Raw genomic sequence first — 16,356 nt, 5'->3', positions numbered from 1 at the left:
GACGTCTCGAACAGCGTATTGAACTCCGTTGTCACCGACCGCGCGTCGATCACCGTGTGCGGGTTGATCCGTTGCGGCGAAGGGTTTTTCGGCGTGGTCAGCGACACGTACTTGCCGCCAAATACCGTGGTCGCCCTGATGTCGGCGTCGACGTTGGCCGGGATCAGCGACAGATAGCGCGGATACACCTCCAGCGTGAACTTGGCGGCCGGCTTGCCGTCGCGCACGGTCTCGGAGATGTTGCCGACGCGGCCGATCTCCACGCCGTTGTAGGTGACCTTCGAGCCGGGGTCCATCACCAGGCCGGCCCGCGACGCCACCATCGTCAGGTTCGTCTTCGCGGTGAAGCCACCGCGGAACTGCACATACACCAGGGTGAAAATGATGGCCAGGATGACCAGCACGCCTACCGCGATCCACCGGTAGGGCGGGAGGCGCTGGGAGTTGATCTGCACCGGCGAAGACGTTGTCACCAGTGCACCCCATCCCTCTCGTTCGTGGCCCTGCACACGTATTCAATAACGAAGTCCAGTGGAATGTACCTCGGGGGTGGCCGCTATGCGAACCGCCGTTCGCAGAATGACAAGCCCCGCGCCGGATGCGCCGGCCGCCCGCCCTCGGCGTCAGAACGGCACACCAAGCAGATCGGCGAACTTGCCCGCGGGCGCCGCGCCGTCGTTATGGAGAGTCGGCGTCTTTTGCCGCAAGCGTCGCCCGCCGGCGAAGAAATTGATCGAAGTATTCGTTACGATCAGGCCGCAGAATTCCGCTCAGCAGCAGGGTCCAGCACTTCTGCAGGTCGCGCAAGAATCGTTCGGGCTCATCCAGATTGCTGGTCTTTCGCAGTCCCGTATGCGCGGACAACATCATCCGTGCCAGGTCCTCCGGGGCGCAGCGGTCATCGATGTCGCCCTCACCGATGGCTTGTTCAGCGATTGCCGCCAAGGTCTTGATCCATTGGCCGAACAGGTTCTGATGCCGTCCTTGCGATTGCCCCACCGTCTCGATCAGGTTCACCGCTGCCCTGAACAGGGCCGACTTGATCTCCTGCACGGCTACCAGAAACGAGAAGTCGACCAGGGTCTCCAAGCCGGAAAGCCCCCGGGACATCAGGTCCTGCATGGCGATCGTCATGACGGCGGTCTGCTCGTCGATGATGGCGATCGCCAACGCCTGCTTCGAGGTGAAGTGGAAATACAACGCGCCTTTGGTCAGACGAGCCTCGGCGAGAATGTCACCGAGGCCGACCTCGTGATAAGGCCGCCGCGCAAACTGGTGCGAGGCGGCCTTGACGATCTGTCGCCGAGTGGAATCGGCGGAGGGGCTCGCCACGGCTAGGTCATGCGGGCGGGATAATCGACCGGCTGAATTACCGACAAGTCGCCTCCCCCAGAGGTAAATGCCACTCGATTCAACGGTAACCGCTGAACCCACGGCTCGACGCGGCGTCTACCCGGACTTCTCGTTTCACTACCCGAATGGGTGGTGGGCTCCTGAGCAAACACCGGCGCTGCGCGGGCTCACTACACTAAGCGCTACGGAAAGCCCGGGGTTGAGGCGAGGCAATTGGGATGCAGACGGCAGCGCAACCGACGCAGGTCGTGGCGACCAGAGTGCAAGCCCCCACCTATGACGACGGCTTAGTCCCGCGCGCGCGGCTCATCGACCTGCTGCGCTCCGGCCGCGCGAAGCGGTTGGTATTGATCCACGCCCCAGCCGGCTTCGGTAAGACCACCCTGGCCGTGCAGTGGCAGCGGGTGCTCCTCTCCGAAGGCGTCCCGGTGGCCTGGCTCAGCCTGGACCGCGACGACAACGACGTGGTGTCCTTCCTGGCGCACCTCATCGAAGCGATCCGACGGGTCGAACCATCGTTGGCCGCCAATCTCAGCGATCTCCTCGAACAGCACACGGGTCACGCTCGGCGGTACGTGCTGGCCGAACTCGTCAACCGGATCGCCGAACGCCACCGACCGCTGGCGATCGTATTGGACGACTGGCACCTCATCGAGAGTGCCGACACCGCTACGGCATTGGAGTTCCTTTTCGACACCGGGCCGGACAATTTGCACCTGGTCATCACGAGCCGAACCCAGACGCCGGCTATCGCGAAGCTGAAGGTGCGCAACCAGGTCATCGAAGTCGACACCGCGCAGCTGCGCTTCGACCCCGAAGAGTCGGCCGCGTTCTTCGGCCTGAATGCCTTGGCGCTCAACGACGACGACGTGCGCCGGCTATGGTCGAGCACCGACGGCTGGATCGCCGCCCTGCAACTGGCCACGCTGTCGTTGCGCAGCTGCGAAGATCCGTCGGAGCTGGTCAGCGCATTCTCCGGCCGTCACCGCTCCGTCGGTGACTATCTGGCCCAAAACGTCCTCAACGCCTTACCGCCCGACTTGCTCGACGTCCTAGTGACCACCTCCATTTGCGATCGCCTCTGTGGCGAGCTGACTTCCGCCCTCAGCGGTCAGCCGCACGGGCAGTCGATCCTCGAAGAACTCGAGCACCGCAACATGTTCCTGCGGCCACTCGACGACGACCGCGAGTGGTTCCGGTACCACCACCTGTTCGCCGATCACCTGCGCCGACGGCTCGAACGTGATTACCCGGAGCGGGTAGTCGACCTGCACCGCACCGCGTCGAGCTGGTTTGCCGACCACGGGCTGGTCGGCGAGGCGGTCACGCACGCAATCGCCGCAGGCGACGCCGCTGGGGCGGTGGATCTGGTGGAGCGCCACGCGATGCCCCTGGTGGAACTCAGCCGGATGGCAACGCTGCTCGGGCTGGTCAACAAGCTGCCGAAGACGTTGCTGGCCAGCAGGCCGAACCTGCAGATCGCCATCGCGTGGGCCCATTGCCTGCTGCACCAGGCCCCGGATGTGAACGTGGCCCTCGGTCACGTTCGCGCCGCGTCGCCCTCGGCCGATCTCGGCGCAGGCGTCCTTGGCGAAGCCGATGTGGTGCAGGCCTGCACGGACGTCTATGGCGATCGCATCGACCGCGCCAGCGCCCTCGTCGCGCCCTACCTCGTCGAGAACCCGCCGTACCGGCCATTTCTCGTGGCCGTCTCCGCCAACATCCGCACTTTCGTCGACATCCATACGTTCGCCTACGAAAGCGCACAGATGCGCCAACAATGGGCAACCACCTTTCACGAAACCGCCGGCGGCCCCTTCGCCGGTGTGTACGGGCGGTGCTTCGCGGGCCTGGCCGCATTCGCCCAGCTCGACCTGCCCACCGCGCAGAACCGCTACACCGAAGCGCTCGCCCTGGCCCGAAACGAAGCCGGCCCCCATTCGCATGCCGCCCGGCTGGCGGGCGCCCTGCTGGGCCGGCTCCACTACGAACGCGGTGACATCGATAGGGCCGAAGGGCTGTTGGAGCAATGTCACGAGCTCGGCGCCGAGAGCGGTGTCGTTGACTTCATGATCGCGACCTACAGCACCCTGGCCCGCATCAAGGTGCTTCGTGGCGACATCGATGAGGCGCTCGGCCTACTGGATGAAGGACATGTTGCGGCTCAACAGCTTTCGTTGCCCAGGCTGTCCGCAGCGCTCGACAGTGAGTGCGTGCGTCTACACCTCGCGCTGGGCGACACCAGCCGGGCGCAACGGGTTGTCGGAAGCCGCGGCAACGATGTGGCGAACGGGACGGACGGCATCGCGATGGCCACCCGGCACTACCAACTGGGCATGCGGGCCCAAATCGCATGCGCGGAAAACAACTACGACACCGCGCACGATCTGCTGTCCAGGATGCATCACGAAAGCACCGCCGCCGGATGGCATCTCGGCGCATTCCTCAGCACCATCGAACTCGCCAGGGTGGCTTCCCTCACCGGCGGCCCCGAAGGCGCCGCCGAAACCCTCGTGCCCGCGCTGCTCGACGGTGCGCGAGCCGGGCTCCTGCGCACCATCGTCGACGCCGGGCCGGAGATCCTCAAAACCATCGCCCATCTTCGCGACGCCAGCCGAACCCGGCGCTGGCCGACCGAGCTGGCCGAGGTTCCGCCCGACTATCTCTCGCGGTTGCTGGCCACTGCCCACGCCGACGCGAAACACGCGGCCATCCCGGTCGTCACGCGCGACTCCGACCGCGCGCCTACGCCGGAAGAACCGCTCAGCCCTCGTGAAATCGAGGTGCTGCGGCTCTTGGACCGTGGAATGTCGAACAAGCAGATCGCCCGAAATCTGGGGGTGACGATCAACACCGTCAAGTGGTACCTCAAGGGCATCTACATCAAGCTGGGCGCCACCAGGCGCGGCGAATCGGTGTCCGAGGCCAGGCGCCGACGGCTGTTGCCCTAGTGGCGCCTCGAATCTGGCTGGTTTCGCCGCGTTCCGTTAGCGTCGTCGGCGTGACCCTCAAAGACATCCCCCTGACCACCCTCGACGGCCGGCCGACCACGCTGGCCGAACTGGCCGACGGCGCGACGCTGGTCGTCAACGTCGCCTCCAAGTGCGGGCTGACTCCGCAATACACCGCGCTAGAGAAGCTCGCCGAGGACTACGCCGAGCGCGGCCTGACCGTCGTCGGCGTCCCCTGTAACCAGTTCATGGGCCAGGAGCCCGGCACCGCCGAGGAGATTGCAGAGTTCTGCTCGGCGACGTACGGCGTGACGTTCCCGCTGCTGGCCAAGACCGACGTCAACGGCGATGACCGGCACCCGCTCTACGCCGAGCTGACCAAGGCCGCCGATTCCGCCGGCGAGGCCGGCGACATCCAGTGGAACTTCGAGAAGTTCCTGATTGCGCCCGACGGTCAGGTGGTGCAGCGGTTCCGGCCCCGCACCGCCCCCGACGCCCCCGAGGTGATCAGCGCCATCGAAGGCGTGCTGGCCGAGTAGCGCATGAAAATGGCCCCCGGAGTCTCCTCCGGGGGCCGTTTCGCTTGGTAGCGGGGACAGGATTCGAACCTGCGACCTCTGGGTTATGAGCTGTCGTCTCAATAGTTTGCTAGACCCGTTAAGTCTCATTTATGCAGGTAAATGGCTATTGATATTCCGGGCCGTTCCAGGGCGGCTCATCGATTTCGATCCGTTTCGGAGGGTTTTGTTTCCAAATTTGTTCCCAAATCGGAAGTCTTTGCGTTTGCGTGTTAGCTGGGAGTGCGGGGCGAGATAGCGCGCCGCGGGCAAACAGGGCTCAATCTGCCACCAGATTGGCCGTCCAATCGACCGGCAACCGCCGGGTGCGCCCGGCGGATTTTCGACTAGCTGCACGAGCGGCGAGGCCCTGGTCGCGACCCGGCTCCCAAGCCGCATTGGCGCCGCCAAGGTGCGAGGCGTGAAGTCGCAGGTCAGCGCGACATGTCGGTGGCAGAAACCAGGGTAATTGGCATGAGAACATTCTGGGTCCTCTACACTGCGCGGATGGACGGGGAGGGCGGCGACGACCAAGCTGCACTCTTTGCTCGGGTGAAAATGATCGGCCAAGAGTTCGAAGGTGGTCGTATCCCGATCCGGTCGCTCGACGAACTGGGTCGATACCAAGCCTTGGTTCTGGCGGCGGCAGCGGCGCAGTGGAGAGAAATCCACGACGAGGACGACCTCCCTGAAGACTTCGCAAGTCAGCTTGATCTGGTGCTCTCCGATATCGAAGACGGCAGCGCGGTGTCGCTGCTGGAAAGGCCCCACGCGACACCGTACGACTCTTTCTACGAATACGGACGCACCGTTGTTGAGCAGCAGATTGCACTAGCGAGCGCGGAGTCACCAGAGGCCGACGTGATCTCGTTGCTTGCTTATAAGGAGTTTCGCGACCTCGGCTCATCACTCCGCGACGATGAGCGGATGGAAATCGTCGCGCCTAGCAGCCATGCTGGTGGCGTCAGCGACGTGGTCACGATCACCCCCGAAATCTCAAGGCGGATAAGGCAAAACCTCGCTCCAAAGTTCAAGAAGCTCCTAAAACCACCGCGGCACACCGAGTACGGATGGATTGTCGGACGCCTGACCGCGATCAATGCCGACGAACAGAACTACACGATTTCGACAGATACTTACGGCTCAATCAATGGGCGATATAAGAGTGAAGAAATCCTTGATGATCTGAAGGCAGTTCTCGACTCAAGCGAACGTGCACCCGTCGTCCGGTTTTATGGGCGTCTGCGCTTCGTCGGTGAACGCTTGGATCGAATACTTGATGTCTCAGTAGTTCAGGTTCTCGAGATCGACGGTGAACCGTGGTCGCGGCGCTTTATAGAATTGGCTTCGCTAGAAGAAGACTGGGACGACGAGTACCCAGAAAGCAAGGTGGTGTCCTTCACGGCTCTCGATGGAGCACGGGCGATATTGCAATTCGTTCAGTCGCATGGGATCTCTCAGCCAGGAATTTTCCCTACGGTTTCGGGTGGCGTGAGCCTTGAGTGGGCTACAAGCAGCGAAGTGTTGACCATCGAGATTACAGAAGAAGCGGAGTTTCAGCTTTTCCATCTCACTCAAGGAACAACTGCGGTGAATGTGACAACTCAGACGATCACTGAGGCCTATGGCTTCATTGGGGAGCACCTCCAAACGTGACTGATCAAAGCTTCGTCGAACTCGAACCACAGGAAATCGCAATTCCGCACGATTCGGATCCGCCGGAACTGCTCTACAGGCAGGTGTGTGCTCATATTTGGGATTCCCAGTACGGCAAACCGAATCTAGATTCGTTCGGCCCGCAGGGATCGGATAAGCGTAAACCCTCATTCTCGAGGAGTTCGATAGTTACCGCCCAGCAGAGCCGGGACTGGCACAATGCCAATGCGCGGTCGAAATCAATGGGAGTGTGGGCGTGCTCCGTCGTAGAGATCCAAGAAGCCGGCACTCGCGGGATCGACGACAGTGAAACTCCCCTCCTACCAGGCACCAAGAGAGCTCCTGGGCATGCCTTTGTCGACTATCGGCACATGACCAAACCCCAGATCCGAGAGGTCAAAGCAAAGCTGTTGATGGCAGCGCTCGGCCGCAAAGAGATTGATACTGTAGACAACTCGAAGCTGGATGAGGCGGGGTCAAGTCCAGGGACGTGGTGTATGACGTCGTCGTGTGATTCTTCGTCGTAATGGTTTCAGGCGGTCAGTGCCGCGGGGGTGTCCTCCTGTTCTGCTGAGGGGGTGTGGTCGGCCCGGGATTTGCTGAGGACCTCGAGGCCGAGGTAGCGCCGGGATTCGGCCCATTCGTCGTGTTGTTCGGCCAGCACGGCGCCGACGAGGCGGATCAGGGCGTCGCGGTCGGGAAAGATGCCGACGACGTCGGTGCGCCGGCGGATCTCTTTGTTGAGGCGCTCCTGGGGGTTGTTCGACCAGATTTGGCGCCAGATCTGCTTGGGGAACGCGGTGAACGCCAGTAGATCCGCACGGGCCTCCTCCAAGTGTTCGGCGGTCTTGGGGAGCTTGTCAGTCAGCGCGTCGACAATCCGATCATATTGAGCCCCAACCGATTCAGCATCCGGCTGATCGAACACCGAATGCAACAGTGTCTTGACCCACGGCGACGATGCCTTCGGGGTGACGGACATCAGATTCGTCGTGTAGTGCGTACGGCAGCGCTGCCAGGCCGCCCCAGGCAGGGTGGCCCCGATCGCGGCGACCAGCCCGGCATGGGCATCAGAGGTCACCAGTCGGACTCCGGACAGGCCCCGGGCGGTCAGCGACCGCAGAAACGTCAGCCAGCCCGCACCGTCCTCGGCGGTGGTGACATCAATGCCCAGGATTTCGCGGTAACCGTCGGCGTTGACCCCGACGACGATCAGGGCGTGCACGTTAACCACCCGCCCGCCCTCACGGACTTTCAATACCAACGCATCAGCCGCGATGAACGTGTAAGGGCCGGCATCCAACGGCCGGGTCCGAAACGCCTCGACAGAGGCGTCGAGCTCCTTGGCCATCACCGACACCTGCGACTTCGACAGCCCCGTGATGCCCAGGGTTTCGACGAGCTTGTCCATCCGCCGCGTCGATACCCCAAGCAGATAGCAGGTCGCCACCACCGTCGTCAGGGCCCGCTCGGCCCGCTTGCGGCGTTCTAGCAGCCAGTCCGGAAAATACGAGCCCTGCCGCAGCTTGGGGATCGCCAAATCCAATGAGCCTGCCCGGGTGTCGAATTGGCGGTGCCGATACCCGTTGCGGGAGTTAGTGCGCTCGGTGCTGCGCTCACCGTATCCGGCACCACAGAGGGCATCAGCTTCAGCGCCCATCAGGGTGTGGATGAACGTGGCAAGCAGCTCGCGCAGTACGTCGGGCTGGGTGGTAGTGAGTCGTTCAGCCAGCACGGTGGGCAGGTCGATATCGTGGACAGTGGTCATCGCGTCGATTCCTTTGCTCGAGTGACTTTGGACGGTCTCTCGAAGAATCACGCGATGACCTTCAATCATTCGGCTACGACACGCCGGACATCCTGATCAGGCCCGACTCGTACACCACTCTGCTGGACGCAACCTGAGGCGGACGAGGAAGACTGAGACCTCATTACTCGGTTGCAGGCATATCAAATGCACGTGGCCAGTAAGTCCAGGCGTCCGCATCCCCGAAATGGGATCGTACCCGCCTTGCTATGCGGTCGGCGCATCTACAACATGGCTGCCAATGAATGGTATTCGCGGCCATACTATACGCCATCGCGGCGCCGACGATTCACGCTTCTCCTGTTCACCGTCTTGGTTGCCGGTTTCGGATCGCGGACTCTGGGCGTAAAATTTACCCTGCCCTTCAAAAACTCCTTCATTTGCGCCGTGCCGCGCTTGGTAGGCGGGGGCGCGCTGAAATCTGGGGGAAGGTGATTCCGATGCCGACGATTAGCAGTGGGAGTATAAAACGTCCAGTCGACCGATTGCCGACGGGACACTTCACGGTTAAGAAAATTGATCAGATGGAAAAACCAATCCGCCAAGGGCACGCTTTCCTCATCACTCGCAGCTGTCAAGGAGTTGCCTTCTGCAGGAAATAAAGTACCGCGATCAAGGACGACGACTCGATTCAGGTACTCACATGGAACGCCCTTTGCAGCACAGGAGTCGCGGAATCTCCTCAGCTCGCCGTATGCCCAACTCTTACCGGACACAATGTCGGTGGTATATCCGAACACAGACGTGAAGACGCGCGGGTACCTCATCAGGTCATTCCCACGCCTAGCCGAAGCCCAATCCCCGCCGAATGGTTGGAGCGCAATCAAACGCTTCAAACCGTCGACCGCTTCATTGACCCTGTCCTTGGTCAAACGGCTCTTCACCTCGATCGTGGCTAACAGAGCTTCGGCGGGCAAGATATACGGATCATCTTCATGGAACCGTGGGAACGGCATATTCACTGACGCATCGAATATAATTACGTCGATTTGGCCCGATGTTTGGCCAGCCGCGTCCACCACCTCACCACTTATCGCTCTAAATTTGTCCGGCAGCGTTCTATTGAGAAAATCCACAAGTGATGTTTCCCGCGCCTGCCCGCGTATACCTTGATGCCTGTACGCCTCGGCGGCCTTGAAAGCGGCCTGCATCGCATCTTGAAGGCCGTGAAGCAATTTATCAATCTTATGCTTGCTAGGATTAATGGCGTTACCCTCCATTTGTGATATGTGCCATATAACCACATCCGGCCTATGTTAACTTAATCTGAGGTCGTGACCAAATAGATGCAATGCTGCTATCGTAACGGCCATATCTTTCGAGTTCATTTGGCGCGGTCTATGACTGCAGATGCTCCCAAGCGCCTGAGAACGCGGCGGGGCCAATTTCGACACTGGCCATGCGCTATGGCGCAGAACTTATCAGCGGGCCATCGGATGGTAGTCAGCGCGTATAACCACCGTAACTTTGGGCAAGCTCAGCTTGACCCGTCCATCGCTGTACGGCCTCAGAGGCGCAGCAGTGCGCACCGTCGCCTAGCTTTCGGGCGCGCGGTCAAGCTCGAGTTTGGGCGTGGTCGGTCTGCCGGGCCGGATGCTCGGCTTTTGCGCGAATGAACAGTGCTTCGGCGAGGTTGGTAGGGCCGTCGTATGCCGGCAGGCTGATTAGTCGCCGTGAGCGGCAGGCTTTCGTGTGCGCCGTGATGGCGGCCCAGGGCGAGCGGGCGGCAAGCTAGGTTGCGCCGTCGAGCGGCACACGCTGCCGGGGCCTTGCGGGTGCGGGTTGTGGACATTTCATCTCCTAAGGTGGTGCCGCTGGCCGACCGAGCAGCAGAGCCAGCGAACCTACAAGCGGTTGTTTTCTGCTAGCCCCGGTCAATGTGTAGTCCGCTGCGAAACCCCTCCACTACGGGAGGTGAGGCGGAACCCCCGGCGCAGCCGCCAGAACGCGGGCGGCCATCGTCAAACAAAAGTTGAGGCAGCAATCAATCCGCCCGTGAGCCCACTGATTTCGGGGACACCGCAGGAGCACCCGCCCAACAATATGCGGCGTGAACGTACTCGCCGCTCTGGCGCTCTCGGCAGCATTCCTCGCCCCGGCGGCTCCCGCCCCGCCGCCATCGCCTACCAACTGCACGCCTCTTACCAACGGCGGCAATTGCTATGAGCCGGGCGAGTTCTGCCGTAAGGGTGACCACGGCGCCAGCGGCATCGCTGGTGATGGCAAGCAGATCGTGTGCGTTAACAACGACGGATGGCGCTGGGAACCGGTCTCCTAGGCAAATACCTCCCCGTGGCTAAGCGGCCGAACCATCTCCCCGGCGGATAAGCGCGCTGGTCAGGGTTGCGCCCCACTAGTCACTCCGGCCAACGATCTAGCTCCCGCTTAGTTTCGTACGGGCCAACCGCAACCACATTTCACAAACGCCGCCGCGCCCACGCCAATGTCGGGCCAGCGCCGTAGCGTGGCATCAACATCGACGGAGAATCGGGGGTCAGGATGCCGAAGCGGTCTAACGAATTCCAGAGACTCATAGCGCTGTTGACCATGGCGAAGAGCGATGGCGCGATTGTGCAGGAATCGGTCGAGCCGATGGAGATCACCTCGGACGAACGGCGAGAGGTCGACATCGTTGCCGTCGGAACGGTCGCGGGTCATCAGAGCATCGTTTGCATTGAGTGCCGTGATTGGAAGCGTAAGCAGGATGTTCAGTGGGTCGAGCAAGCCCGTACCAAGTTCGACGACTTAGGCGCGAACGTGCGGGTTCTCGTCTCCTCTAGCGGATTTACGAAGACAGCCCTGGCGAAGGCTGCCCGTTATGGCATTAAAACCATTACGCCGGGTGAAATCACCGAGGAGTTCGTTGGACAAGTCGTCAACAGCGCCACGCAAGCGGAATACCGCCATTGGGTCACCCTCGTGAAGAAGACAGAGATAGTAGTTGCGCTTGACGGCTTAACTGACCAACGAGAATTTGTAGGGACCTGTCCGCTCTTCACTGGCGACGGTGAACAAGTCGGCATGTTCGACGGCCTCGTAGAACACGTCAGGAAACACCACACACATACTCACGAAGAGATGTGGGCGGAGAGTGCACGCCAGGGTGAGGAGCGCTACGGCAAAGGCAAGTTTCCATTCCTTTTCACGGGCGACTACCCCGGCCCCACGATTAACGGCCAGAAAATCTACGTCAAAGGAATCGACCCAGCGGGCCAGGAAGTACTTGTCGAGCTCGCGAATGTCATCGTCACTTTTGAGGCACGGCGAACAGTCGCTGAAGTGAATCTTTCCCATGGCGAGTTCGACGGCACATACTTCGCCACAGGGTCAGGCGCCCTCGGCGACGCGAAGGTGCAGTTGGTCTACATCGAGACAGCCGAAGGGGGCCTCGACGTGATTGGCCGCATCGACGGCCCCCTCGACACGCTTGGGCTGAAGACGCCGGCTGAGGGCTATGACGCCGATTCGAAGCTGTCCAATTGGCCGAGCTCTCAGTAGCACCGGTCAGGTGGGTCCATGACCAACGACTTGGGAGGGTATGGCCATGCATGAGCGTTCAATTGCGGTTGGAATCGGTCTCACCGCCATTGCGCTGGCGGGGACGGGGCTGTTCATCACAGCCGCCCAACGTCATTGGGCCGAGCCATCAACCATGTGGACGGGATTGGGCTCCGCGGCGACCCTCGTGACCGCTGTCGTGGCCATATGGACCCTCATTGCGTTGCGGACTGACAGCCGAGATCGGACGAGGCCGATGATGGTTGCGGAACTGAAGCCATCCGTGCTCACTAGCAACGCCGAACTCCACATCACGAATGCCGGGCAGTCCGTCGCCACCAATGTGAAGGTCGAATTCGACCCTCCGCTGCCAGTTTTGAAAGGAGCTGAAGCTGAAGGGAAGACCACCCCCTACCTTCAGCGACGATATGACCGCGTGATCCCCACCTTCACGCCGGGAATGGTGATGGATAACCTGTATCAAGAGGCTGAGGATCCCGACGAACCCGTCCCCGACGAGTTCACAATCACGTTCCACTACAACGACACCCGTGGCAGGGAGTATACCGACCGGTACTTCTTGACACTGGAAACTCTCAAGAACCAGACCGGCGCTTACCCCTCGACATCGAGGGCTGATGGAGAGCGGCGTCGCGCAGTTAAGGCAATCGAGCACATCGCGCGGGGAATCGGGCGCGCATAGGTAGGTCACATAGTGACGTAAGGGTCGCTTCGGGTGGGGCCTTGGCTGACATAGTGATGCAATGGCAGCCGTCCAGCCGTGGCTTCAGCCGATAGCAACCGTCGTAGCGGGGCTCCTAGCTCTCACCGGCGCGCTCATCGCCTTCAAGGCAGTGACGCGCCAAATAGAAGCGGCGGCTGAACAGCACACGAAGAATCGCGACGCCGAATGAGCGCGGCTCCGCCGGAGCGAACTGCTTGATGTTCTTCTAGACGTCCGCAACATTCATTCGTTCCTGCACCGGGCACTCGCCGATGCCGTCGCCTGGAAATACATCTCCGAGAACCCGGCGAGCAACGTCAAGCCGCCGCGCAACCCACGTACCCGCCGGCACGTGTGGAAACCCGAGGAGATTCGGACCTTCCTGGCCTCGGTGCGGGAGGACCGCTTTGCCGCACTGTTCCTCCTGGAGTTGACCACCGGGATACGGCGAGGCCAGATCTGCGGACTCAAATGGTCGGCGGTCGATCTAGATGCCGGAAAGGTGACCGTGCACGACAACCGGGTGGTCGTCGGCGGCCAAGTTGTGGACAAGGCGGGCGGCAAGACCCGCAATGCCGACCAGACCATCTCCATCGACAAGACGACAGTCGGTGCCCTGCGGCAGTGGCGCGCCCAACAGAACACCGAGCGGGAGTTCTTCGGCGACGTCTACCACCCGGGTGACTTCGTGTTCACCTATCCCGACGGACGTCCTCCCCACCCGGATTCGATCCGCCAGCGCTTCGAACGTCTGACGGCCAGGGCGGGGTTGTCCCGCATCACGTTTCACGATCTTCGCCACACCTATGCCACCGGCGCGCTGCGGGCCGGGGTGAGCCCGAAGATCGTCAGCGAGCGCATCGGCCACGCCAACATCGGTTTCTTCCTGGAGACCTATGCCCACGTGCTCGACAACGACGACAGCGAAGCGTCCGAGCAAGCCGCCTCGTTCCTGCTCGGCAACAGCTGGACCGACGGCGACGATGCTCCAGCGAATCTGCCACCGCACGATATAACGTAGAGGTTATACTCGTGTCGAAGCGTTGGGACGTGATCCTGCTCGACGAGGTCGAACAGTGGTTCTTCTCGCTCGACAGGGACACGATGGCGGCGGTCACCGGTGCCATCGACCTGTTGGAGCTGGAGGGGCCGACACTGGGTCGGCCGATTGTCGACAAGGTGAACGGCTCGAAGTTTCACAGCATGAAGGAGCTGCGTCCGGCCGGCACCAGCATCCGCGTCCTGTTCATCTTTGACCCGGCCCGGCAGGCGATCCTGCTCCTGGGCGGCGATAAGGCAGGTGATTGGAAGCGCTGGTACGACAGGAACATTCCGATCGCGGACGCGCTTCGAGAGGTGGCTGGCGACCGAGCACGGAGGGTGATGACCATGGCGCGCCACTGGCGAGACATCCGCGCGGATGCGATCGCGCAGGGTCGGCTCGACACCGCGCGAGCCCGGGCTGCGCGCGAGGAGATGCGTGAGGCCGTCCAGGCGCACCGTCTGGCCGAGATCCGCAAGGCGCTGGGCCACTCCCGCCAAGCCGACGTTGCGGCCCTCATGGGCGTCTCTCAGGCCCGCGTGTCGAAGCTGGAGAGCGGCGACCCGTCGCACACCGAGCTTGGCACGCTTCAGGCGTACGTCGCTGCGCTCGGCGGACAGCTGCGCGTCGTCGCCGAATTCGGCGATGACACCGTCGAACTGACCGCCTGAGGTCACCGATGCTGTTGAAACGCCTCGATCAATCGGCGACTCAGGATCTCCCCAGCTTCGGGGGCACCACGGTCGAGTGCGGCTAGCGTCATCAGCTCATCGGGTTCTGCCCGTAGGGGGTGATCGAACATCAGCAGGAACTGCGCAGACGTCCGTGGCATAGCGGAGGCATCGCCAATCGCCAATGTTCTTACCGGCTCGACGCCCACGGCGATCGCCACATGCGGCGACGAAAGCGCCTGCGTCTGACCGATCAATCGGAGCATGCCCGCGACCTGCAGAGGCAATTGTGAGGGATCGAGAACAGCGCCGAGACCGTCTCGGGGTAACGATGCCCACGCCGATACTTGGCCGCTTTGGCCAATACGTAGTCCTACCGTCCGGCCGTGGACAGCAGAGTTCCAACCCACGCGTTCGTCATCGCCGAACAGCAGATAGATCGCGTCTTTGACAGCACGGGGCTCTAGCCCGGCGCGGTCGTCAACCAGGCCGCTACGGCGCATGCGTCCGACCAACGCATCCTTTACGTCTGCCAAGGCCCTCGCCGACAGCGGCGCTGCCGGTGACGGCAGCACGTGAACTTCGATGATGGCCGGTGAGAACTGCTGATTTTGACCGCCCAACTCGAACTGTTGACGCCACTGGATAACCGGCGGTTCCGCTATGGGCACGAAGTCGAGGGGTCTGCCGCTCTCGGCAAGTTCGCGGACTTTGGCCGCCACCTTGGTCAGCAACTCGGCCGTGGAACTGAACGAGTCACGGAACACGCCCGATGCGTAGTCCTCGATCCCGGCCACGAAAGCGACTTGGTCGGCATCGAGTTCGACGTTTGACTTGCGGTAGACCAAGCGCGGCAAGCCGGCCGTCGTGGCGGCCATCCATTCATCGTGAGTGGCGGACTGCCCGGTGTCTTCAAAGACATGTCCATAGTGGGGCCCCACCAACAGCAGGTAGACCTCAGAGCTTGCGACTCCGGCGAGGCACGCTTCCCTGCTTGGCACCGTCTGAGCGGTGAAGTCTTCGAAGCGCACCGGCGTATGGCCGATCGCTGACACGAGCCCCGGTAAAGCATCGCGCTCCTCTTCTAGGCCCCGACGCACACTGCTAATGAAGATCCTCAAGTAGACGGCCCTCCTGTAATGGCCGCCGTTCGGGCGGCATTAACGAACTCCTCCCATCGTTCACGCTTGGCTTGATCGCTTAACCATGTGTTGATGCCGATGCGCTCGGTGGCCGCGCCGAAGGAAAGCTCGATCTCTAGCGGTGCGAAGTGGGTGTGAGCGCCGATCTGGTCGGTCCAGGCTCGGTGGTAAACCCGAGTGAACGCGAACGACGTCGCCGTCCGGAGCGGTCGCATCCGGGCAGTGAGGGCAGTCGGGTCCACCGGCCTATCGAAGCTGCCCGGCCGTCTCCGTTGACGGTCTTCCAACGCGTCGTACTCTTCAGGCTCGAAACTGGCCTCGACGTGAGCCAAACCGGATGGAGTGAATACCCACGTCCGCCAGATCGTCGGAGCATCCCACTTGTATTCGGTGTGGGAGGCCACAATCTGGTCGACGTCGCCGACTAGCGCAGCAAGCGTCAGCATGACGACGTTAGGCGCACTGCGCGGACCAGGGTTCGGATGATTGGCAGCAGTCGTATGGTGAATGACCTTCTGCCACTGAGCTTCGGTGAGATCCATGCTTCCCTCCTCTCCTTGGCTCGCACACGCTACCGGTGCGTACTGACATTTCCGACGCGGGACGCCGTCGACGACCTTGTGCTTCTGAACCTCGTGCCCCGATAGGCGCTGTCACCGCGTCGTGTCGGTGTGCCGTCGCCCCATCAGGTATCAGACGCCAACCTCCTCAGCAAACAACCCGGCGGCGACTGAACCCTCTAATTCAACACCCGTTAGCCACCCTTTGGGCTGCTCTAGACCGGTAGTTAGACAGTCTTATGTTCCCAAATATGTTCCCAATTGGCATGAAAACGGCCCCCGGAGAGTTCTCCGGGGGCCGTTTCACTTGGTAGCGGGGACAGTGTGTGATTCCACGACATAGTTGACAGATGTCTCGCGACATAGTTGACACCTCAGTAGTTGTGGGAGGTCGG

At 61.8% G+C, this 16,356-nt stretch carries 14 protein-coding genes and 1 pseudogene; 9 read left to right on the top strand and 6 right to left on the bottom strand.

The features are described 5' to 3' along the window. Window positions 1-455, bottom strand: a 455-nt coding sequence (locus tag A5695_RS25350) for an MlaD family protein (protein ID WP_156749845.1), incomplete at its 3' end; no start/stop codon positions are given. A gap of 223 nt (window positions 456-678) precedes the next feature. Continuing rightward, a complete protein-coding gene (locus A5695_RS25345; protein ID WP_068089080.1) occupies window positions 679-1,332 on the bottom strand; it encodes a TetR/AcrR family transcriptional regulator in 654 nt (217 codons plus the stop codon). A 239-nt stretch (window positions 1,333-1,571) separates the two neighbouring features. Here A5695_RS25345 and A5695_RS25340 point away from each other — a divergent pair, with 239 nt between their 5' ends. The 3 genes from A5695_RS25340 (at window position 1,572) to A5695_RS25330 (ending at window position 6,517) form a co-directional block, all read left to right on the top strand. Beyond that, the gene (locus tag A5695_RS25340; RefSeq protein ID WP_068089077.1) at window positions 1,572-4,304 is read left to right on the top strand and encodes a LuxR C-terminal-related transcriptional regulator; all 2,733 of its coding nucleotides are present in this window, start codon (window positions 1,572-1,574) and stop codon (window positions 4,302-4,304) included. 50 nt (window positions 4,305-4,354) lie between these two features. Beyond that, window positions 4,355-4,843, top strand: coding sequence for a glutathione peroxidase (locus tag A5695_RS25335; protein WP_068089085.1), 489 nt, complete (start codon window positions 4,355-4,357; stop codon window positions 4,841-4,843). A 525-nt stretch (window positions 4,844-5,368) separates the two neighbouring features. Further along, window positions 5,369-6,517, top strand: coding sequence for a hypothetical protein (locus tag A5695_RS25330; protein WP_156749844.1), 1,149 nt, complete (start codon window positions 5,369-5,371; stop codon window positions 6,515-6,517). 532 nt (window positions 6,518-7,049) lie between these two features. Here A5695_RS25330 and A5695_RS25325 read toward each other — a convergent pair. Both A5695_RS25325 and A5695_RS28825 read right to left on the bottom strand, forming a co-directional pair. Further along, window positions 7,050-8,285, bottom strand: coding sequence for an IS256 family transposase (locus tag A5695_RS25325; RefSeq protein WP_068089071.1), 1,236 nt, complete (start codon window positions 8,283-8,285; stop codon window positions 7,050-7,052). A 302-nt stretch (window positions 8,286-8,587) separates the two neighbouring features. Then, on the bottom strand, window positions 8,588-9,544 hold the full coding sequence (locus A5695_RS28825; protein WP_156749842.1) for a DUF6602 domain-containing protein: 957 nt from the start codon (window positions 9,542-9,544) through the stop codon (window positions 8,588-8,590). Between the two features lie 830 nt (window positions 9,545-10,374). Between A5695_RS28825 and A5695_RS28820 the strand changes: the two genes are divergently transcribed. The 6 genes and pseudogenes from A5695_RS28820 to A5695_RS25300 all read left to right on the top strand — a co-directional run bounded on the left by A5695_RS28820 (window position 10,375) and on the right by A5695_RS25300 (window position 14,259). Further along, window positions 10,375-10,602: a hypothetical protein gene (locus A5695_RS28820; RefSeq protein ID WP_156749841.1), complete on the top strand. Its 228-nt coding sequence runs from the start codon at window positions 10,375-10,377 to the stop codon at window positions 10,600-10,602. A gap of 269 nt (window positions 10,603-10,871) precedes the next feature. Beyond that, on the top strand, window positions 10,872-11,822 hold the full coding sequence (locus A5695_RS25320; protein WP_197515619.1) for a restriction endonuclease: 951 nt from the start codon (window positions 10,872-10,874) through the stop codon (window positions 11,820-11,822). Between the two features lie 46 nt (window positions 11,823-11,868). Further along, window positions 11,869-12,525 (top strand): hypothetical protein, encoded by a 657-nt coding sequence (locus A5695_RS25315; RefSeq protein WP_156749840.1) that lies wholly within the window; start codon window positions 11,869-11,871, stop codon window positions 12,523-12,525. Window positions 12,526-12,898: 373 nt separating this feature from the next. After that, window positions 12,899-13,567, top strand: coding sequence for a site-specific integrase (locus A5695_RS25310; protein WP_231974970.1), 669 nt, complete (start codon window positions 12,899-12,901; stop codon window positions 13,565-13,567). A gap of 83 nt (window positions 13,568-13,650) precedes the next feature. Then, window positions 13,651-13,930: pseudogene (locus tag A5695_RS25305) on the top strand (type II toxin-antitoxin system RelE/ParE family toxin). Further along, on the top strand, window positions 13,930-14,259 hold the full coding sequence (locus A5695_RS25300; protein ID WP_068089061.1) for a helix-turn-helix transcriptional regulator: 330 nt from the start codon (window positions 13,930-13,932) through the stop codon (window positions 14,257-14,259). The pseudogene A5695_RS25305 and the gene A5695_RS25300 overlap by 1 nt, the downstream one beginning before the upstream one ends. Window positions 14,260-14,261: 2 nt before the next feature. Here the strand turns inward: A5695_RS25300 and A5695_RS25295 are convergent, their stop codons facing one another. Both A5695_RS25295 and A5695_RS25290 read right to left on the bottom strand, forming a co-directional pair. Then, entirely contained in the window at window positions 14,262-15,380 is a 1,119-nt protein-coding gene (locus A5695_RS25295; RefSeq protein ID WP_068089058.1) for a DUF4062 domain-containing protein, read from the bottom strand. Continuing rightward, a complete protein-coding gene (locus tag A5695_RS25290) occupies window positions 15,377-15,943 on the bottom strand; it encodes a hypothetical protein (RefSeq protein WP_156749839.1) in 567 nt (188 codons plus the stop codon). Before A5695_RS25290 ends, A5695_RS25295 begins: the two co-directional genes overlap by 4 nt. Window positions 15,944-16,356 lie beyond the last annotated feature (413 nt).

It is taken from the genome of Mycobacterium sp. E1747 (genome assembly GCF_001667775.1).
GTDB lineage: Bacteria > Actinomycetota > Actinomycetes > Mycobacteriales > Mycobacteriaceae > Mycobacterium.
This window is presented reverse-complemented; position numbering and strand designations above follow the sequence as displayed.

Excerpts from the sequence above, each read along its gene's own strand:
- A5695_RS25300 (WP_068089061.1), top strand. The coding sequence starts at position 13,930 with ATGACCATGGCGCGCCACTGGCGAGACATCCGCGCGGATGCGATCGCG.
- A5695_RS25340 (WP_068089077.1), top strand. The coding sequence starts at position 1,572 with ATGCAGACGGCAGCGCAACCGACGCAGGTCGTGGCGACCAGAGTGCAA.
- A5695_RS25320 (WP_197515619.1), top strand. The coding sequence starts at position 10,872 with ATGGCGAAGAGCGATGGCGCGATTGTGCAGGAATCGGTCGAGCCGATG.
- A5695_RS25315 (WP_156749840.1), top strand. The coding sequence starts at position 11,869 with ATGCATGAGCGTTCAATTGCGGTTGGAATCGGTCTCACCGCCATTGCG.
- A5695_RS25290 (WP_156749839.1), bottom strand. The coding sequence starts at position 15,943 with ATGGATCTCACCGAAGCTCAGTGGCAGAAGGTCATTCACCATACGACT.
- A5695_RS25330 (WP_156749844.1), top strand. The coding sequence starts at position 5,369 with ATGGACGGGGAGGGCGGCGACGACCAAGCTGCACTCTTTGCTCGGGTG.
- A5695_RS28825 (WP_156749842.1), bottom strand. The coding sequence starts at position 9,544 with ATGGAGGGTAACGCCATTAATCCTAGCAAGCATAAGATTGATAAATTG.
- A5695_RS25325 (WP_068089071.1), bottom strand. The coding sequence starts at position 8,285 with ATGACCACTGTCCACGATATCGACCTGCCCACCGTGCTGGCTGAACGA.